Origin of the sequence: uncultured Sphingomonas sp., from assembly GCF_936927845.1 — a bacterium.
In the GTDB taxonomy this organism is placed as follows: Bacteria; Pseudomonadota; Alphaproteobacteria; order Sphingomonadales; family Sphingomonadaceae; genus Sphingomonas.
In genome coordinates this window covers 1-17502 of sequence record NZ_CAKZHV010000017.1, presented here as the reverse complement: position 1 = coordinate 17502, position 17502 = coordinate 1, and the positions used below count along the sequence as shown (strand labels likewise).

General features: G+C 62.6%; 20 protein-coding genes and 1 pseudogene. 15 read left to right on the top strand and 6 right to left on the bottom strand.

The window, feature by feature from the left end:
• Together Q0579_RS02810 and Q0579_RS02805 are read left to right on the top strand one after the other, a co-directional pair.
• The coding region (locus Q0579_RS02810; RefSeq protein WP_298808862.1) for an acyl-CoA thioester hydrolase/BAAT C-terminal domain-containing protein at positions 1 to 365 on the top strand (365 nt) is incomplete at its 5' end.
• A 128-nt stretch (positions 366 to 493) separates the two neighbouring features.
• Positions 494 to 1036 (top strand): GNAT family N-acetyltransferase, encoded by a 543-nt coding sequence (locus Q0579_RS02805; protein ID WP_298808860.1) that lies wholly within the window; start codon positions 494 to 496, stop codon positions 1034 to 1036.
• A gap of 159 nt (positions 1037 to 1195) precedes the next feature.
• Here Q0579_RS02805 and Q0579_RS02800 read toward each other — a convergent pair whose 3' ends face one another.
• On the bottom strand, positions 1196 to 1936 hold the full coding sequence (locus Q0579_RS02800) for a hypothetical protein (protein ID WP_298808858.1): 741 nt from the start codon (positions 1934 to 1936) through the stop codon (positions 1196 to 1198).
• A 497-nt stretch (positions 1937 to 2433) separates the two neighbouring features.
• Here Q0579_RS02800 and Q0579_RS02795 point away from each other — a divergent pair, with 497 nt between their 5' ends.
• The 3 genes from Q0579_RS02795 to Q0579_RS02785 all read left to right on the top strand — a co-directional run bounded on the left by Q0579_RS02795 (position 2434) and on the right by Q0579_RS02785 (position 6145).
• Complete coding sequence (locus Q0579_RS02795; protein ID WP_298808856.1) at positions 2434 to 3060, top strand: hypothetical protein; 627 nt, start codon at positions 2434 to 2436, stop codon at positions 3058 to 3060.
• Positions 3061 to 5244, top strand: coding sequence for a hypothetical protein (locus Q0579_RS02790; RefSeq protein ID WP_298808853.1), 2184 nt, complete (start codon positions 3061 to 3063; stop codon positions 5242 to 5244).
• Between the two features lie 334 nt (positions 5245 to 5578).
• Complete coding sequence (locus Q0579_RS02785) at positions 5579 to 6145, top strand: recombinase family protein (protein WP_126053444.1); 567 nt, start codon at positions 5579 to 5581, stop codon at positions 6143 to 6145.
• 6 nt (positions 6146 to 6151) lie between these two features.
• Here Q0579_RS02785 and Q0579_RS02780 read toward each other — a convergent pair whose 3' ends face one another.
• Positions 6152 to 7573, bottom strand: coding sequence for an IS1182 family transposase (locus tag Q0579_RS02780; RefSeq protein WP_298808850.1), 1422 nt, complete (start codon positions 7571 to 7573; stop codon positions 6152 to 6154).
• Positions 7574 to 7725: 152 nt separating this feature from the next.
• On the opposite strand from Q0579_RS02780, the gene Q0579_RS02775 reads away from it, so the two are divergent.
• From Q0579_RS02775 to Q0579_RS02765, 3 genes are read left to right on the top strand one after another with little or no spacing between them, the layout of a single operon-like run.
• A complete protein-coding gene (locus tag Q0579_RS02775; RefSeq protein WP_018251376.1) occupies positions 7726 to 8001 on the top strand; it encodes a metal/formaldehyde-sensitive transcriptional repressor in 276 nt (91 codons plus the stop codon).
• A gap of 11 nt (positions 8002 to 8012) precedes the next feature.
• The gene (dmeF, locus tag Q0579_RS02770) at positions 8013 to 8954 is read left to right on the top strand and encodes a CDF family Co(II)/Ni(II) efflux transporter DmeF (protein ID WP_018251375.1); all 942 of its coding nucleotides are present in this window, start codon (positions 8013 to 8015) and stop codon (positions 8952 to 8954) included.
• A complete protein-coding gene (locus tag Q0579_RS02765) occupies positions 8954 to 9304 on the top strand; it encodes a DUF3147 family protein (protein ID WP_018251374.1) in 351 nt (116 codons plus the stop codon). The genes dmeF (Q0579_RS02770) and Q0579_RS02765 overlap by 1 nt, the downstream gene beginning before the upstream one ends.
• Here the strand turns inward: Q0579_RS02765 and chrA are convergent.
• Both chrA and Q0579_RS02755 read right to left on the bottom strand, forming a co-directional pair.
• Positions 9301 to 10704, bottom strand: a complete 1404-nt coding sequence (gene chrA / locus Q0579_RS02760) for a chromate efflux transporter (protein ID WP_037477237.1) — start codon at positions 10702 to 10704, stop codon at positions 9301 to 9303. The genes Q0579_RS02765 and chrA overlap by 4 nt on opposite strands.
• A 2-nt stretch (positions 10705 to 10706) precedes the next feature.
• Entirely contained in the window at positions 10707 to 11657 is a 951-nt protein-coding gene (locus tag Q0579_RS02755) for a chromate resistance protein ChrB domain-containing protein (protein ID WP_018251372.1), read from the bottom strand.
• Positions 11658 to 11751: 94 nt separating this feature from the next.
• Here Q0579_RS02755 and Q0579_RS02750 point away from each other — a divergent pair, with 94 nt between their 5' ends.
• The 4 genes and pseudogenes from Q0579_RS02750 to Q0579_RS02735 all read left to right on the top strand — a co-directional run bounded on the left by Q0579_RS02750 (position 11752) and on the right by Q0579_RS02735 (position 14852).
• Positions 11752 to 11874: a hypothetical protein gene (locus tag Q0579_RS02750; protein WP_267903937.1), complete on the top strand. Its 123-nt coding sequence runs from the start codon at positions 11752 to 11754 to the stop codon at positions 11872 to 11874.
• Positions 11875 to 11890: 16 nt separating this feature from the next.
• Entirely contained in the window at positions 11891 to 12790 is a 900-nt protein-coding gene (locus Q0579_RS02745; RefSeq protein WP_170170975.1) for a DUF1259 domain-containing protein, read from the top strand.
• A gap of 221 nt (positions 12791 to 13011) precedes the next feature.
• Complete coding sequence (locus tag Q0579_RS02740; RefSeq protein WP_133497062.1) at positions 13012 to 13353, top strand: Rap1a/Tai family immunity protein; 342 nt, start codon at positions 13012 to 13014, stop codon at positions 13351 to 13353.
• Between the two features lie 155 nt (positions 13354 to 13508).
• Positions 13509 to 14852, top strand: a pseudogene (locus Q0579_RS02735) (IS1182 family transposase).
• 95 nt (positions 14853 to 14947) lie between these two features.
• Here Q0579_RS02735 and Q0579_RS02730 read toward each other — a convergent pair.
• Positions 14948 to 15274, bottom strand: a complete 327-nt coding sequence (locus Q0579_RS02730) for a response regulator (RefSeq protein WP_273691748.1) — start codon at positions 15272 to 15274, stop codon at positions 14948 to 14950.
• A gap of 33 nt (positions 15275 to 15307) precedes the next feature.
• Here Q0579_RS02730 and Q0579_RS02725 point away from each other — a divergent pair, with 33 nt between their 5' ends.
• From Q0579_RS02725 to dmeF (Q0579_RS02715), 3 genes are all read left to right on the top strand, one after another.
• The gene (locus tag Q0579_RS02725) at positions 15308 to 15760 is read left to right on the top strand and encodes a DUF3459 domain-containing protein (protein ID WP_273691746.1); all 453 of its coding nucleotides are present in this window, start codon (positions 15308 to 15310) and stop codon (positions 15758 to 15760) included.
• A gap of 150 nt (positions 15761 to 15910) precedes the next feature.
• The gene (locus Q0579_RS02720) at positions 15911 to 16186 is read left to right on the top strand and encodes a metal/formaldehyde-sensitive transcriptional repressor (RefSeq protein WP_081609170.1); all 276 of its coding nucleotides are present in this window, start codon (positions 15911 to 15913) and stop codon (positions 16184 to 16186) included.
• A gap of 10 nt (positions 16187 to 16196) precedes the next feature.
• Positions 16197 to 17141 carry a CDF family Co(II)/Ni(II) efflux transporter DmeF gene (dmeF, locus tag Q0579_RS02715; protein ID WP_017980771.1) on the top strand — a complete coding sequence of 315 codons (945 nt, stop codon included), beginning with the start codon at positions 16197 to 16199 and terminating at the stop codon, positions 17139 to 17141.
• Here the strand turns inward: dmeF (Q0579_RS02715) and Q0579_RS02710 are convergent.
• The coding region (locus Q0579_RS02710; RefSeq protein ID WP_298808814.1) for a MerR family DNA-binding protein at positions 17138 to 17502 on the bottom strand (365 nt) is incomplete at its 5' end. The two genes, dmeF (Q0579_RS02715) and Q0579_RS02710, sit on opposite strands and share 4 nt — an antisense overlap.

Below are 17502 nucleotides of genomic sequence, written 5' to 3'. Positions count from 1 at the left end.
CCTTTTCGACGCCGATCACCCCGCTAACGGGGTCCCTTTTCCACGCCGATCCACAGATTCCGATCGAACGCATCGCGGCAACCGTGCTTCTTATCTGCGGCGAAAACGACGCTATGTGGCCCTCCTGCCCTATGGCTCGGCAGGTCGAGGCACGTGCTGGACGGTCGGGGCATCCCAAGGTTACCGTGCTTGTGTATCCGAATGCCGGCCACGCGGTGTTCGGAGCTCCGGTATCCCCGCAGCGTCTCGCAAAGTCGCATCTGGACAGCTTGGGCGGTACGAACGTCGGGAACAACGCAGCACGCGCCGACAGCTGGAGACAAACCATCGGATTTCTGAGGAAGACTCTGATGCAAAGGTTTTGAGGTTTGCACCACAGACAACGCGAACGGTGCGTTCGATGAACTCGCTAAAGATGGTTGATCGGGAAAGTCCGCCTTGTTCGTTTCTTTGGCCAACGTCATGCTGATCCGGCGTTGGTAAGGGAGCGTGGATGCCGATGGTCGATTACCGCTTGGCAACTGCTGAAGATGCAGCGGCGATCGGCGAGCTGCACGTCATGTCATGGCGCGAAACTTACACCGGGCTACTTCCTCAAGAAATGCTCGCGAGTCTGTCGGCTGACAGCCGGGCGGCGATGTGGACCGTGGTCCTCGGCGCTCCCGCCCGCCCGAACGGAACACGGGTCTATGTCGCCGAGAGTGCAGCCGAAATGGTAGGCTTTGGCGCATGTGGCGGACAACGTGACGAAACGATGCGCGCGCGCGGCTTTGCCGGTGAGTTCGGCGCGATCTATATCCTGCGCTTACAACAAGGTGCTGGCGTGGGTCGCGCGCTCATGACCCTCATGGCACGCGATCTGGAAGCTCGGTCAATGCCAAGCGCGGGCCTTTGGGTGCTGCGCGAGAATTTGGGCGCGCGCGGATTCTACGAGAGATTGGGCGGCACAATCATTATCCAAAGGGAGGTCGCGGACGGCGATACGACCTTACATGAGGTAGCGTATGGTTGGCCGGACCTATCTCCTATGATCTGACCTAACCGCCTTCCCGAATGGGAACGGCTACCGAGACGACGACCACCGTCCCAATGGGATAGTGAAACGGGAAACCTGATGATGAGGCGTTTGTGTGCGTGCGAACCCCAAAGGTCTTTTAAATTGCAGGGTGCCGTGAGCAGAACTCGCCCAACCCCTTCATCGGTCAACATTCCTAGTGAAATCAAACGTGGAAAGCGGCGGGATGAAGGGATCAAGCCCGGCGCGGTCGAGGTCTGTGGGAAGCCTTGTCTCTCCGACAGCGTCGCGCAGCCACGGCAGCTGGCGATTAATCCTGCGTGTAACTGGCGTGTCTACGATCTCGAACGTCACACGGCGAATGGCCATTTGGGATGGATGGATGCGACCGTTCGGGAGCGGGCCGATCCAGCGGATCGTCTCGGGTCGCGAGCGGTCGGCGAAACGGACGAGGTCGGGCCAGTTCTGTAGCTGATTGCTGCCGGAGGCGAAGGTCGGTGGCACCTCGCGAACGCCGCGGATAGCAGTGATCGCCGCGATTTCGGCGCGTCTCACCTTGTAAGTGTCGCCTTTTACAGGCGGGATCAGCGATCGCGCGACGCTGCCAGGCCAATCCATGAAGTTACCAGCCCGCATCAGCGCGAACACGGTACCTTGCGGCCCCAGGTCGATGACAATTGCCTCGCCATTCTCTCGCGTTCTGATCGCTCCTGGGCTCGGGATGGTCTGCGACCCTGCTTGCCACGTGTGCACCTCGATCACGCCCGAACCGCTCCTAACTCCTTCGGGCGTCGCTACCTCGACGGTCAGGCGGTAGCGGTATGTAGGCAGCTGCTCGTATCCAAGTGTGCAACCGGCGAACACGAGCGATGCCAGCAGCGCTAGGCAGGCACCGACCACGCGTAAGGTACTGCGGTCCATCGATACACCCTTCTTGACGTCCAGTCGGTGTGGATGCGGCTACAACTAATCCGGCATTCCCGCTTAGGAACACTGAAAGGGACGGCCGCAGCTATCCCGTTTGGGATCGAATAACGGGACGGCTTCAGCCCTCTCAAATGGCGTGATGTGGGACAAAGCCGTCGTTCTCGTCCGGTTCGCCATATGTCGGCTTGCGACACGGGCCGACATTCGCGCATTCGGCGACCTTAGCTCATTGAACGGGCAAGCTTGGTCGACTGCAATCTGTCCGGTCTTGGTGTGTGGGGCCAATGTAGCTTCCAGTGCAAAGAAAGGCGTCTTGGAATCCCTCGAACTGATAAGACCAACGCTCCACTCCTACACCGAGAGGATGGCCTAGACTGCCGACGATTTCTCAGGCACCGCCCCAAGGTAGATGGGAGGCGAACGGCGTGGAATCGAAACGGCAACCACATACCGAATTTGGTCGATCTGCCGGCAATTCCGAAGGCTGAACAATGGCATCTGTCCGTAGAGCTATCGTATTCCTGGATTGGGATACCGCCCGTCGGATTGCTCCTGCGGATCGCTTCCAGACCTCCGATCTCAAGCGCGCCGCACGGCAGATCGAGCAGGTCTTTTCGGCCCTTCAGGGCATCGTCGCATCTCACCTGACAGCTCTGGATTCGAAGTCGCTGTTCCGGGTTCGTTGGCGACTTTACCACGGTTGGTATAGCGGCAAGAGCAAGACCTTTGATTACCAAGCGGTGAGCAGATTTTTGCAAGACGCAAGCACGATCGCTATTAGGAACGTCTCCTTCGGCATCGACATCGAAGTTGCAACGTCGATGCTCATCGGGGGGCAAAGAATGCCATTGTATGATACCTTACGAAAACTAGAAGAGGCGGATGGCACGAAGACGGTAAGGCAGAAGATGGTTGATACTAGCTTAGTTTGCGATCTTTTACAGTCTTCCCGTAGTTCTCGTGATGACATTCATCTAGTCTATGGCAACGATGACGACCTATTGCCGGGTGTGTTTGCAGCTGAGGCTTGGGGCGCTAACGTCCACATGTTTCGCCCAGACCATGGGAGCAGGCACTTGGACACCCGTCGGATTGTCTCTGTCCTTGAGGGGATTTAAATGATCTTGCCTGATTTCTTGGAGCGCGACCTTCGCCCGTTCGCGGATCCGGCAACGGAAGTCGACGTGTTGGCCAATGGACAAACAATCCGGGTTTTGCTGACCCGCGACGGCGAAGGCCATACCATTACCTTGGCCGCAGACTCCGGCCACGTGCGGCTTCAGACCTCACAAGACGGGGAACCCGTCACGCGTGACTTCCCAAGCCTGCGTTCGCTTCTTGCTTCACAATACTTTTCAAGTGTTCAGGTTCTCGCAGACAATCAACGGCGCTTATTGGACTCACAACGCGTTGGCAATTTTATCGAGCCTGAGGGTGAAATTGATAGAGAGCCTCTTACACTCAACACTTTTCAACAGCTAGCGAGCCTTAAGGAAAGGCAACCGCACGATAAGCCTATCGGCCTCATTCTCCTAGATGGGTCCGCCGGGGTGGGTAAGACATCCCTTATTTCTCAGCTCGTTTTTTCGCGTGCAGAGAGTTACGGACGAGACGGCAATCAGCCACCCGTTCTACACGTCGCAAATCGTGGGCGACGCTTAGTTAGCCTGGATGAGTTGATTGCATTATCGATTCAGCTCGTTCGCGGCAGGTTTACGTATGACCAAGTGCCAGCTTTGGTCCGTCATGGCGTTTTGCAAATCGCGATTGACGGATTCGATGAGTTGGTCGATGCCGAGGGCTATGCTGATACTTGGTCAGTACTTCGAGATTTTCTCAATGAGATCGAGTCCGGCGGGCCGATTATTCTAGCAGGGCGAGATACCTTCTTTGATCTCACGAAATTCTCCGAACGGCTACACGATCTCAGCGCAAAGGTTGATATTAAGCACGCCAGCCTGTCGCCCATCAGCCCAGCGACGGCGAAGACATGGCTTACGCAGATCGGTTGGTCAGCCGAGGAGCTCAACTCCAGCGAAGCCAATGAGCTATTGAAGCCTGACTCCTATGTCCTCCGACCGTACTTTTTGAGCACGATCGCACCACTAGGTGGCGTTAACTCCGTCCTAGGAGACCTAGTCAGCCCACGCGACTTCCTTGTGAAAAGCTTCCTCCAGCGTGAAGCTAAGTTGATCACTCAGCGTGTAAACATGGATGAGCCGACTGCAGCCAAGTTGCTGTGGGAATTGTTCGAGCTAGTGGCGCTTGAAATGGCCGAAGCCGAGACAGAATCCGTTGATTTGCCATTTTTACAGTTGGCTGTTGATCTCACGTTTGAACGTGCACTGAAGGACCCCTCCGACTTAGCCAAGCTTCGTCACAAAGCGGGTTCGTTCGCCCTTATGGACGTCGATACTCGACAGGGATTTCGGCGATTTCCACATACGGAAATATCGAATCATTTTCTCGCAAGTGCCCTGTTCAAGGAGGTGCTGTCAGGTAAGGTGCCGCGCTTTTTGCGACGCGGCTACTTTGGAACTGACTTACTTCTAATCGCGGGCGAGCAGATGTTGGATTTGCCCACTGAGATATTTAACGATCTTCGATCAAAATTGATCACACTGATGCGCAACGATGCTGGCGCAGAAAGACTTAGCGATAACGTTACCAGTCTGCTAGTAACTTCAGCCATCGTAGATTCTTCAGATGAGCTTCTTATTGAGCGCGCTAACGCGGGTGATGTGGTCCTGTTTGGGACTACCGGTTCGGCTCGAATGGTGGAGGTCGGTATCAATCGCCTCGACTGCAGAGGAGCTAACTTATCAGCTATAACATTTGATCAATGCTCAGCTTCAGTATTGGTCGTCGACGAGCAAACTTTGATCGGGGCAACGAGACCCGCTGTGGGCAGCTTGATGGTCGAAACCGCAGGTAAAACGGCGGTGCTGTATAATCCGGAGGAGATCAACGACTGGGTATCTGCGCATCAGACCCATCGTGATGAGTCGCAGGCAGAGAACGAAGCCACCAGACTTCTCGAGAAAGTTGCCCGCGTATTTTTGCGACAGTTTTTTATCAAAAGCGATCCATTTGACCCTGCGGGACGCTACCTATCGGAAGATCTCTGGCCTGCGATCGAAGAGAAGCTCGCTCACGAAGGCCGGTTGCGCCGAACAGACAGGAAAGATGCGTCAGGAAAGCGCGGAGAATTTATTCACATCATCAACCCTGGCGCCCTTTTGGAACGTGCCTCGGAAGAGGATCGGCGAATTTGGGGGAGCGTCGCGGAATTGGCGCAATAACCCGCAATTACGTGTCAAGCATGTCCCATTCACTATGCGGTAGTGAGCGGCTGTATCCAGGTATAAATTGGGCTCTTTGGATGGCGTAGCTTGGCCGGGCTAGTGCCGGAACGCTCGACGAGACGGGGTGGCGGGTTAAGGCAAAAGCGGCCGTTTACGACCGCGTCGGAGAACGACGAGCCGTGGTCGGCACCTGCCGTCCCGAATGGGAACCTCCAACGGGACGATCGTCACCGCCACAAAAATGCGTCGTATCTCCGCTGGGGCTTTCCCAAAATATGTTCCCGAAATATGAGTCCCGAAATTCGCTGTTTGAGATGGGATAACGGGACTCATGCTGGTTGGTTATGCGCGTGTCTCGACCTCCGACCAAGACCTGACACTACAAACCGATGCGCTGACCAAGGCCGGGTGCGAAAAGCTGTTCACCGACAAGGTGAGCGGCGCGAAGTTGAACCGTCCCGGTCTGACCGAAGCCCTCAATTTCGTGCGGGCGGGTGACACGCTGGTGATATGGAAGCTCGATCGCCTTGGCCGTTCGATCGGGGGCTTGATCGAACTGGCGGCCGACCTGTCCGCTCGCAAGATTGATTTTCGATCGCTGACGGACGGGTTCGACACGGCCACTCCATCCGGGCGGCTGCTGTTCCATATCCTCGCTTCCGTCGCGGAGATGGAGCGCGAGCTGATAAAGGAACGGACGATTGCCGGTTTGGCAGCGGCACGGGCCAAGGGCGGCACGGGCGGAGGCCGCAAGTCAGTCATGACGCCCGACATGCTCGACACCGCCCGCAAGCTGCTCAAGGCTGGCGACAAACCAGCGAAGGTCGCGAAGCTGCTACAGGTCGGCCGTTCCACCTTCTATCGCCACTTCCCTGCGACCGAGCGCGAACCTGGTTAATTGGCGTCAGAAGATCGTCGCGTAATAGGATTGCTCGAACCGGCCCCGGCTGATCCGGGCCATGTGGTCGATGCGTTCCGGCACCGGAGGCGGGCGGCGGGTCTGGGCCGGTTGCGCATCGGGGCGGGCCAACAGCACGAGATTGGCAATCGTCGCACCCAACAGAAACTCTTCCTCGGCACCGCGCAGGCCGCGAAGGTGCAAGCGAGTCAGTCCCCGCTTGCCCTTCGCATCGGCAAACACCCGCTCGACGCCTCGACGCAGCCGCATCGACCGCTTGAACAGGGGCGTCTGCATCTCGCCGCGCACCAGCTCGCGCACGTTCTCATGTTCGCTGTGCGTGACCGACCTGTTGCTGCCTGCGGTGCATTTTCGTTTGAGGTGGCAGGCGCGGCAATCGGCAGGACTAGCGCTGTATCGGAGGAAGCCGGCCCGACGATCGGCACCGCGAAAGGCCAGTATCTTCCCAGCGGGGCAGACATAGCGGTCCTGCTCCCGTTCATAGCGGAAGGCTTCGCGGGGGAATTTGCCCTTGGTCTGTTCGGATCGTTCCAGCACCGGGATATGCGGGATGGTGCCGCGATCGGTGACGAACGCCAGGAACGCGGCGCTGCCATAGGCGGTGTCGGCCGCGACACGCTTTGGCCGGTAGCCGAACCGATCATCGGCCCGTGCCAGCATTGTCCGCCCCGCATCGACTTCCGCCGCAAAGCGGGCGGGGCTGGCCTCCACGTCGATCGTTACCCCTCCCGGCGTGTCAATCAGGACATTCAGGGCATAGCCGAACCGGCCCCGCGCCGTGCGCGCAGACCATGCCGACGCCGGATCGGTGCGTGACACCTCGGCCGGCTTGCCACGCGGTACGCCATGTTCCTGCGGTGGAGCATTGGCCTGATCCGCCAGCCATTCACAAACCGGGCGGGGAAGTCGGGGCGCGGCCATATCGGCATCCCGCATCTTGCGCTGCCAGCTTGCATCGGCCGCGACGAACGATGCGTCGATTGCCGCATCCTTGTGGGCGATCAGCCCCGCGTCGGCGCAGCGCCGCACCGTCTGCTCGAACAGGATGCGGAAGATGCCGGCATCGCGGAAGCGGCCATGCCGGTTCTTGCTGAACGTCGAGTGGTGCGGCACCGGCGCGTCGAGCGGCAATCGGCAGAACCAGCGGTAGGCGAGGTTGAAGCGGACTTCCTCGCACAGACGGCGTTCCGACGTGATGCCATAGAGGCGAGCGATCAGCGCCATGCGGATCAGCAATTCGGGCACGATCGAGGGACGCCCACGGCGACTATAGTGCGGCGCGAGCGCATCGCGCAGTTCACCCAGGTCGATCAGCCCGTCTATCCTGCGTAGGATGTGATCGGCGGCGATCATCGCTCCCAGCGCCCGCCAACCTGCACCCTTGCCGCCTCGCTGTTGCTCACCCATCATGGCCGCTGCTCCCGATGTGTCGAAGCAGGGAACCCGTTAGGAACGCGATCGGATCACCCCGCCTTTTTCAACGGCCCCGGCCGTTTTCTGAACAGCGGTAATGCGCCGGGTTGTTCTTGCGATCTGCCCGGCATAGGGGAGGGGGGTATATGGCTCATCTCTCCGGTTCCAACGCCGACCTGATCGCACGCGTGCGTCGTATCGCCGGCCAAGTCGGGGCCGTCGAACGCGGCCTCACGTCAGGCGACTCCTGCGCGACGGTTCTGCACTTGGTCGCGGCCGTCCGCGGCGCGGTGAACGGGCTGATGGACGAAATTATCGCCGAACACCTGGAAGCGCACGTTGCTCGGTCGGGGCTGACGGACGAGGAGCGCGCCCACGGAGCCGACGAGCTGCTGGCGGTGATCCGCCGTTACGCCAAGTAGGATTGTGCTCGATGCCTACCGCTTCCGAAATCGACCGCTTTGCCCACGATCACGTTTTCCTGGGCAGCTCGCACGACGAGAACGCCCGCCGAACCCTGTGGGTGGTCGCACTCACAGCCGTGATGATGGTCGGCGAAATCATCGCCGGATACCTGACCGGCTCGATGGCGCTGCTCGCGGACGGGTTCCACATGGCGACGCACGCCGGCGCGCTCTCGGTCGCTGCGGCGGCTTATGCGTATGCCAAGCGTCACGCGCGCAACCCGGCCTATAGCTTCGGCACCGGCAAGGTTGGCGACCTCGCCGGTTTCGCCTCGGCCATGGTGCTCGGCCTGATCGCGCTCGGGATCGGGGTGGAATCGGTGCTGCGCCTGTTTCAGCCCATCACGGTCGCATTCGGGGAGGCCACGATCATTGCCGTCGTCGGCCTAGGTGTGAACATCGCCAGCGCCTTTCTGCTCTCGAGCGGTCACCACCATCACGGGCACGGGCCCGGGCACGATCATCACCACGGGCACGATCATGCGCACGCCCACGGCTCTCACGGCGGCGACAACAACCTCCGCTCGGCCTATGTTCATGTCCTCGCCGACGCGCTCACCTCGGTCCTCGCCATCGCGGCGCTGCTCGCCGGCCGGTATCTCGGCTGGGTCTGGATGGACCCGGTCATGGGGATCGTCGGCGCGGTCGTCATCGCCCGCTGGTCATGGAGCCTGATGCGCGACACGGCCGCCGTCCTGCTCGATCGCACCGACGCGCATGTCGCCGACGAGGTGCGCGAGCTGGTCGAAGCTCCCGGCGACGCCCGAGTGACCGACCTGCACGTCTGGAAGGTCGGACCGGAAGCGCACGCGGCGATCGTCAGCGTCGCCGGCGTTCGGAATGGCGAGCTGGTCCGCCAGCGGCTCGCGCCGGTTCACGAGCTGGCGCACCTCACGGTCGAGGTGCGCTGATGCTCTACCTGCTTCTCAAGGCCGGCATATCGGCCGTCATCATCGTCGCCGTGTCGGAGATCGCCAAGCGCAGCCCCGGTTTCGGCGCGCTGATCGCCTCGCTCCCGCTCGTCTCGGTGCTGGGCATGATCTGGCTCTGGCGCGACACGCACGATCGGGCGCGCATGGCGGCCCATGCCGGCGCGACCTTCTGGTACGTGCTGCCGTCCTTGCCGATGTTCCTACTCATTGCGGCGATGCTCAACCGCGGCGCGCCGTTCTGGCTGGCGCTCGCCTCGGGGTGTCTCCTCACGGTTGCGCTCTACCTCGCGATGACGTGGGTGGGGCCGCGCTTCGGGCTCCAGCTCTAAGCGAGCCCGGACAAGCGAAGCGCGACGCCCGCCGCGGCGCACGCGCCTAAGGTCGGGATCACGCCCGACTTGAACCGGAACATCGCGACCAGGGCCGCGACGGTCAACGCTAGCGCGGCCGGGTCGAGGGTGGACAACACCGGCACGTCCAGCGTCCTGCCGGCGATCGGCAGGGCGCGGACTTGGTGAAACAGGGTGTGGAGCGCGAACCACACCGCCAGATTGAGCACCACGCCGACCACGGCTGCGGTGATGGCGGCGAGCGCGGCCGACAGCGCCTTGTTACCGCGCAGCTTCTCGATGAACGGCGCGCCCAGGAAGATCCAGAGGAAGCAAGGCACGAACGTCACCCAGGTCGTGAGCAAGCCCCCCAAGGTGGCGGCGAGCAGCGGGGGCAAGCCGGTCGCTTGCCGGAACGCGCCCATGAAGCCGACGAACTGCGTCACGATGATCAGCGGCCCCGGCGTCGTCTCCGCCATGCCAAGTCCGTCCAGCATCTCGCCGGGACGAAGCCAGCCGTAGTTTTCGACGGCCTGCTGAGCGACATAGGCGAGCACGGCGTAAGCGCCCCCGAACGTCACCACCGCCATCTTGGAGAAGAACAGCGCGATCTGCGTGAACACATTGCCCGGTCCGACTGACGCGAGCAGCGCCGCAATCGGCGCGAGCCACAGCGCGAGGAGCGCACCGCTGATCCGGAGCGACCATGCGAGGCTGGGGCGGGCGTGGTCGGGGACGTGCTCGCCAAGCGCGGTTTCGGCATCGCGGACGATCTTGCCGCCCGATGCACCGTGGCTGCCCCCGCCCATGAAGGCGGGGTGGCGTGCGCGCCCGCCAAGGAAGCCGGCGATGGCGGCCGCAAGAATGATGATCGGGAAAGGAACGCCAAGGAAGAAGATCGCCACGAACGATGCCGCCGCGATCCCGCGCATGACGTTGTTCTTCAGCGCGCGCGAGCCGATGCGCACGACGGCCTGAAGCACGATTGCGAGCACGGCGGCCTTCAAGCCGAAGAACAGCGCCTCAACAAAGGGGACGTTGCCGAACAGCGCATAGACCCAGCTCAGCGCCATGATCGCGACCAGGCCGGGGAGCACGAACAGCGCGCCAGCGACAAGCCCGCCCTTGGTCTTGTGGAGCAGCCAGCCGATGTAGATGGCGAGCTGCTGCGCCTCGGGGCCGGGCAGCAACATGCAATAGTTGAGCGCGTGAAGGAACCGCTCCTCGCCGATCCATCGCCGCTCCTCGACCAGCACGCGGTGCATCATCGCGATCTGGCCGGCCGGGCCGCCGAAGCTTAAGGCGGCAACCTTGGCCCAGACCCGCAGCGCTTCGCCGAAGGGGATGCCGTGATCCCGCGGGCTCGGGCCTGCGATCGGCGCGGTCGCGGTCGCCTCCATCGTCATTCTCCTCGTCGCCTGGTGAAGTGGGCGTAGAAGCCGTCGAGCGCGCCCGCGCCTCGCGCGAGCCGGTCGGGGTCGTCGGGCGTGGCGGCGCATATCCCCTCGATCAGCGCGCTGACGCCGGCCGTCTCCGGCCGGCCGAACTTGTCGTCGGCGATGTCGAGGTCGTGGATGATCTCCGACAGCGCGACGAGCGCCGGGTCGCCGTCGAGCCCTCGGCGGAACACCAGCGTCTCGAAGGTGCAGCGGTCGCCTTCGTGCGTGAACTCGGCGTCCGCCATGTCGAAGCGCAGCTCGCCGGGCTCGGGGGCGTAACCCTTGCCCTCCACGAACTTGAAGGTCGCGTCCGGGTCGATGAAGCGCCGGATCAACCACGCTGACGCGATGCGGTCGACGTGGATGTGGACGCGCGTGACCCAGGTGCGCCCGCGAAGCTCGGCCTGGGCCAGCTCGGGCGCGCCCGGCCCGGTCACGTCGGGGTGCTGGCCCGCCCGGGCTTCCGCCGGGGCAAGCGCCGCCTCGGCCGTTTGCCGCCCGTGCGCGCCGAAGAAGTCGATCGCGGCGATCTCGTCCAGCCGGCGGCGCAACCGGCGAACCTCGCCGGGGGGAACATACTCGCCTTCCGCCAAGGTCCGCGCCTCGCGCGCCAGCTCCTCGTAATCGGCATCGCGCGCCGCGTCGAAAGTTCCGCGAAGCTCGGGGTCACCGATGCCACCTACCAGCCGCGCCTCTAGGATCAGCGCCTCGCCGCCATTGTCGGCAATCTCGCGGTGCAAATCCTCGAACAGCGCGCGAGTGTCGGCGCGGTTGGGGAGCGCGTGGACCGCGTTCTTGAGCGGCGCGGCCCCGATCGCCTGCAAACGCCGCCACACCTTCACCCGCAAATAGGCGGGCTTGGCGGGAAGCTGCGGGATCAACAGCAACCAAGGGCTGGGTTCGGCGTTCGTCATAACTGTATCATCCGGATTTTGGAGTGTAACGGTTGCATCATCGTTCATGCAACCATAGACATGCTTGGGTTGGCGAACGCGCGAGGAGAGGGCGATGTCACGTCTGACCGGGACCATGCTGGCGCTGCTCGTCTCGGGCGGGATCGCTCCTACCGCGGCGCACGCGCAGCGCGGGGAGACCGTCGCGTTGCGCGAAGCCTATCCGTGCCGGCGCTGATGATAGGAGAGATTGGATGATGAAACCCCTTCTGGCCGGCGTTCTCGCCGCGCTCGCCGCCCCGGCCTGGGCCGCGCCCGACTGGAACAAGGTCGATGCTGCGCTCGGCCGACCGGGCACCGAACAGGCGGGCGGTGTCCATCGCTACGGCTTCCCGCGCTCCGACCTGCACGTCACTCTCGACGGCGTGGCGATCAAGCCAGCACTGGCGCTCGGCTCCTGGGCGGCGTTCCAGCCGATGGGTGACGACACTATTGTGATGGGCGACCTGGTGCTGACGCACGAGGAGGTGAACCCGGTGATAAGCCGCCTCTTGGCCGGCGGCTTCACGATCACCGCGCTCCACAATCACCTGCTGCGCTCCGCGCCCGCCACCATGTACCTGCACATCGCCGGGCATGGCGACCCGGTGAAGCTCGCGACCGCGTTGCGCGCCGCGCTGGCGGAAAGCCGCACCCCGCTCGCCGCGCCGTCCAGGGACTCGCAACCGCCCTCAGCCGGGGCCGGCAGCTCGCCGCCCGTCGATCTCAACACGGCCGCACTTGACGGCGTGATGGGGGCCAAGGGCAAGCCGAATGGCGGCGTCCTCCAATACAGCTTCCCGCGCGCGGAAAGGTTGATGGATGCCGGTATGGTCACGCCGCCCACGATGGGAACCGCGACCGCGATCAACTTCCAGCCGACCGGGGGCGGCAAGGCCGCGATCACCGGCGATTTCGTGCTGGTAGCGAGCGAGGTCGATCCGGTCATGCGCGCGCTGCGCGCCAGCGGGATCGAAGTTACGGCACTGCACAATCACATGCTGAACGACGAGCCGCGCCTGTTCTTCATGCACTTTTGGGCGAACCAGGATGCAGCCAAGCTCGCCCGCGGCCTGCGCGCTGCCCTTGACAAAATGAACCTGCAACGAAGCTGACGATCAGGCGATCGGCTTTTCGGGCCGTCATCGCCGCCCGACCCCGACCACGGCCCGATGGGCAACTGGAACAGCGCTGGCAAGACAGTCGAGCTGTTCGTGACGCCCGAAGGCCAGGTGCTCGGTAGCGAGGAATGAAAATGCGATTGAGGCGTGTCAGCACCTTAAGCTCGGACGCGCCCCTTCACCCGGCCCAGCCGGGTTCGGAAAGGACGAAAACGGTGAAACGTGCAACCATGATCTTGGCGCTGATGGGGGCGGTCGCTCCTCATGCTCCGGCGCTGGCGCAAACCAAACAGTCGGACATGCAAGGTGCCGCGCTTCTCGCGAGCTGCCGCGCCGCGGAGCAGAGGTGTGGAGCATATCTCCAAGGCGTGCTGGACATGATGATCGTCGCGCGAAAGGCCGAGTGCGGCGCGCCGCGCGATGATCGTGCGGCCTTGCGTGCGGCCTATCTGCGCTGGGCGGAACGGGACAGCTATTTTCAGAGTGTCCACATGGTCGCGGGGGCCGAACAGGCCTTGAGTTCGGCTTGGCCGTGTCCGGGGCAAGTGAACCGCTAACAGGCTCCCCTAAAGCTCTCAGCTACTTCGCCTTGATCGTGGCAAGACACTCGGCTCAGCCTGTTCAACAATCGGTCGAGACTGTTGAAAAACGGCTGGTTGCGAGGGCGATGAAGGCGTGATTCACTGCGGCATAGCGGTGGAGGGTCATGGATATGATGGGTCGGCAAGTAGCACAGGGTGCGCTGTTCTACGGCTTCCGGCTCGACGACCATGTGCCGAGCGACCACCTGCTGCGGCGGATCGATAGCGTGTTGGACCTCGGCTTCGTGCGCGAGGCACTGGTAGCGAGCTATAGCGCGAGCGGGCGACCTTCGATCGATCCGGAAATGATGCTCAGGATGCTGCTGGTCGGCTACCTGTTCGGCATCCGGTCGGAACGGCGCTTGTGCGAGGAGGTGCATCTCAATCTCGCCTATCGCTGATTTTGTCGGCTCGATCTGGCGGACCGGGTGCCCGACCACTCCACCTTCTCCAAGAACCGGCACGGCCGGTTCCGCGCCTGTGACCTGCATCGCCTGCTGTTTGAGCAGGTGGTCGCACAGTGCGCAGCAGCCGGGCTGGTGGCAGGGCGCGACGTGGCGGTGGACGGCAGTACGATCATGGCCGACGCCAGTCGCGAGAAGAGACTGAAGGGCGCCGACGCTGCAGATGAGCTTCGTGGCAGGGACACTGTGTCGCGGCCTGTCGCCGAATATTTGGCAGCGCTGGATGCCGCGCTGCCGCCGGGTCCCGATGAACCGGCGCCAGTCGAGCCGGCCAGCATCTCGCCGACCGACCCGCAGGCGGCGCTCACCTGCAAGCACGGTCCTGCACGTTATGCCTACGCCATCAATCCGCTGCTCGACCTCGATACCGACTGCATCCTCGACGTTGAAGCGACACCGGCGCGCTTTGCAGCCGAAGTCGCGGCGACCCGGACGCTGGTGTCACGCGCCGGAACCAGGCTGGGCATCGCGCCTGCGAGCCTCTCGGCCGACAAGGCGTATGGCAGTGGTCCGCTGCTTGGCTGGCTGATCGAGCGTAACATCACGCCGTACATTCCGGTCATCGACCGCGGCCGCCAACGCGACGCCTTCTTCACCCGAGATGCTTTCAGCTACGACCGGGAGGCCGACACCTATCGCTGCCCGGCGGACAAGCCGCTCAGCTACTGCGGCACCAACCGGGCAAGTCAGGTCCGCGTCTATCGAAGCCGTCCGGCGGATTGCGCCGCCTGCGAACTGAAGCCGCAATGCACAATCGGCAAGAAACGCGGCGTCACCCGCCTCGTGAGCGAGGATGCTCGCGACGCCGTCCGCGCCCTTGCCGGCACCGATGCTTACGTGCAGGCCCATCGCCGACGAAAACGGATCGAGCGCGTGTTCGGCCACTTGAAACGCAACCTCGGCCTGCGAACCCTCAAGCTACGTAGCCTCGCCGGAGCTGCCGAAGAGTTCACCATGGCGGCTGCGGCCTACAACCTCCAGCTGCTCGCGCGGCAGGCAGCGCCCGCCTGATACGAAGCGAGTCCCCGGTGACCGGCGTCAACAGCCATCCGCCACGCTGCTCACACATATGCCTTTTTCAACAGTCTCGATCGTTTTTGGGATAGTTAAGCCCGTGCCATACTCTCGATCTGGCGTAGTAGCCTGTGCGGATCGAATGGCTTGGGCAGAAACGTCGCTTGTGCAGGTAATTCGCTTTCAGGGATTGGCGCGTCGCCGGATACGACGAACAGGACGGTAGGCGGGAAGCGATCGCGAACATAATGCGCCAGCTTCACACCATCCATCGAGCCCGGCATTTGCACGTCGGTGAGAACGACGCGAATCTCCTGATGTTGATCGAGAATGGCGATAGCCGTGTCCGCGTTCTCCGCCTCGAAAACACGCCATTTCGCGTGCGAGAGATCGGTGAGTTCAACGACGTCGAGGTGCATGGTCAGTGGAAGGACGACGTAGAAACCGGAAAGGTGCCCGCCGCCAGCTATCTTCGGGACATCGCGCAAACCAGTCGCGACAATGCTCGTACACCGATGCAGTGGTCCTCTCTGTCCAATGCGGGGTTCACGCGGGGGAAGCCCTGGATACCGGTGAACCCGAACTTCAATACGATCAATGTCGCAACTCAGACGAGCAAGAACAGCTCCGTCCTCGGTTTCTACCGCCGCCTCATTTGCTGGAGATTGCGCCATCCTGATTTGGCAGCAAGCGGTTACGTTGACATTCTTCCAGACCATCCGGCCTTGTTCGTTTATCGGCGCGGGTCGGTCTTTGTTGCCATCAATTTTTCAAGACACGTTCAGCAGGTTACTGTCACTGGTAAGCCGACTGTGATGCTTACTTCGGACGATGATGGTGTCATTCTTGAACCTAACAACCTGACCCTGCCAGGATGGACAGAAGCGATACTATCGGTCCCCTAACAACGATTTAGGAGCGAAATTACTTATACAGATATCCAGAAAATTATACCAAACTGGACAGGATTAGCGTCTACTAGGTTTTTTCAACAGCCACGGACGGTTTTGACACCGACTTGCTGTTTACTGGCCTATAGGCTAGGGGGGTATCCTATGTCACATTTGTCTCAAACCAATGTCGATCTGGTCGCCCGCGTTCGTCGCATCGCCGGACAAGTCGGCGCGGTCGAGCGAGCACTTCAATCGGACTCGTCGTGTTCCGACGTGCTCCATCTGGTTGCCGCCGTGCGCGGGGCGGTGAATGGCCTCATGGACGAGATTATCGCCGAACACCTCGAAGCGCATGTGTCGCGGCCCGGCCTCGATGATGCCGAGCGGGCGGCAGGTGCCGAAGAACTGCTGGCGGTGATCCGCCGCTACGCCAAATAGGACGCTTTTCATGGCGGCTTTGCCCGAAATCGACGCCTTCACGCACGACCATGTATTCCTGGGCGCGGCGCACGACGACAATGCCCGCCGGACCCTGTGGGTCGTGGCGCTTACCGCCGGGATGATGGTGGTGGAGATCATCGCCGGTTATCTGACCGGCTCGATGGCGCTGCTCGCCGATGGCTTTCACATGGCGACACACGCGGGCGCGCTCGGGGTCGCCGCGGCCGCTTACGCCTATGCCAAGCGCCATGCCTCCAGCCGGGCCTATAGCTTCGGCACGGGCAAGGTCGGCGACCTGGCCGGGTTCGCGTCGGCGATGGTGCTGGGCCTGATCGCGCTCGGGATCGGTGTCGAGTCCATCCTTCGCCTGTTTCAGCCGATCACGGTCGCATTCGGGGAAGCGACGCTCATCGCGGTGGTCGGTCTGGGCGTGAACATCGCCTGCGCCTTCCTGCTCTCGGGCGGGCACCATCACGGGCACGACCATCATCACGGGCATGACCACCATCACGGGCACGGGCATGCGCACGGCGCGCATGGCGGTGACAACAACATGCGCTCCGCCTATGTCCATGTCCTGGCCGACGCGCTCACCTCGGTTCTCGCCATCGCCGCGCTGCTGGCGGGCCGCTATCTCGGCTGGGTCTGGATGGATCCGGTGATGGGCATCGTCGGTGCGATCGTCATCGCGCGCTGGTCATGGACGCTGATGCGCGACACGGCGTCCGTGTTGCTCGATGCGACCGATCATCATGTAGAGGAGGAAGTGCGCGAGTTGGTCGAGGCGCCAGGCGACGCGCGTATCACCGATCTTCATGTCTGGCGCGTCGGTCCGGAAGCCCACGCCGCGATCGTCAGCGTCGTAGGCGGGCAGGGCGTGACCGGCGACGATATCCGCGCCCGCCTCGCACCGGTTCATGAAATCGCGCACCTGACCGTCGAGTGCCGCTAGCCCTCGAAGGCGGTCAGGATCGGGCATGGTCCCTCCGCTCCTGACCCGCATTCATGTGCGAGCCGGCGAAGCGAGGCGCGCACCCGCTCAAGCTCCTCGATCTTCGCATCCAGTTCGGCAATGCGCTCGCCCGCGAGCTGGCGCGCGCGGGCGCGATCGTCGGTCGCATCCAGCGCCAGAAGCTCACCGATCTGCTCGAGCGTGAAACCGGCTGCCTGCGCCGAGCGGATGAAGCGAAGGCGGCGGGCGTCATCGGTGCCGTAGCGCCGGATGCCGCCTCCGGCGCCAGCCCCGGTCGGCCGGTCTGGCTCGTCCAGCAAACCGCGACGCTGATAGTAGCGCACCGTTTCGACGCCGACGC

Coding starts and splice junctions, on each gene's coding strand:
- Q0579_RS02805 (WP_298808860.1), top strand. CDS start 494: ATGCCGATGGTCGATTACCGCTTGGCAACTGCTGAAGATGCAGCGGCG.
- Q0579_RS02800 (WP_298808858.1), bottom strand. CDS start 1,936: ATGGACCGCAGTACCTTACGCGTGGTCGGTGCCTGCCTAGCGCTGCTG.
- Q0579_RS02795 (WP_298808856.1), top strand. CDS start 2,434: ATGGCATCTGTCCGTAGAGCTATCGTATTCCTGGATTGGGATACCGCC.
- Q0579_RS02790 (WP_298808853.1), top strand. CDS start 3,061: ATGATCTTGCCTGATTTCTTGGAGCGCGACCTTCGCCCGTTCGCGGAT.
- Q0579_RS02785 (WP_126053444.1), top strand. CDS start 5,579: ATGCTGGTTGGTTATGCGCGTGTCTCGACCTCCGACCAAGACCTGACA.
- Q0579_RS02780 (WP_298808850.1), bottom strand. CDS start 7,573: ATGGGTGAGCAACAGCGAGGCGGCAAGGGTGCAGGTTGGCGGGCGCTG.
- Q0579_RS02775 (WP_018251376.1), top strand. CDS start 7,726: ATGGCTCATCTCTCCGGTTCCAACGCCGACCTGATCGCACGCGTGCGT.
- dmeF (WP_018251375.1), top strand. CDS start 8,013: ATGCCTACCGCTTCCGAAATCGACCGCTTTGCCCACGATCACGTTTTC.
- Q0579_RS02765 (WP_018251374.1), top strand. CDS start 8,954: ATGCTCTACCTGCTTCTCAAGGCCGGCATATCGGCCGTCATCATCGTC.
- chrA (WP_037477237.1), bottom strand. CDS start 10,704: ATGGAGGCGACCGCGACCGCGCCGATCGCAGGCCCGAGCCCGCGGGAT.
- Q0579_RS02755 (WP_018251372.1), bottom strand. CDS start 11,657: ATGACGAACGCCGAACCCAGCCCTTGGTTGCTGTTGATCCCGCAGCTT.
- Q0579_RS02750 (WP_267903937.1), top strand. CDS start 11,752: ATGTCACGTCTGACCGGGACCATGCTGGCGCTGCTCGTCTCGGGCGGG.
- Q0579_RS02745 (WP_170170975.1), top strand. CDS start 11,891: ATGATGAAACCCCTTCTGGCCGGCGTTCTCGCCGCGCTCGCCGCCCCG.
- Q0579_RS02730 (WP_273691748.1), bottom strand. CDS start 15,274: ATGCACCTCGACGTCGTTGAACTCACCGATCTCTCGCACGCGAAATGG.
- Q0579_RS02720 (WP_081609170.1), top strand. CDS start 15,911: ATGTCACATTTGTCTCAAACCAATGTCGATCTGGTCGCCCGCGTTCGT.
- dmeF (WP_017980771.1), top strand. CDS start 16,197: ATGGCGGCTTTGCCCGAAATCGACGCCTTCACGCACGACCATGTATTC.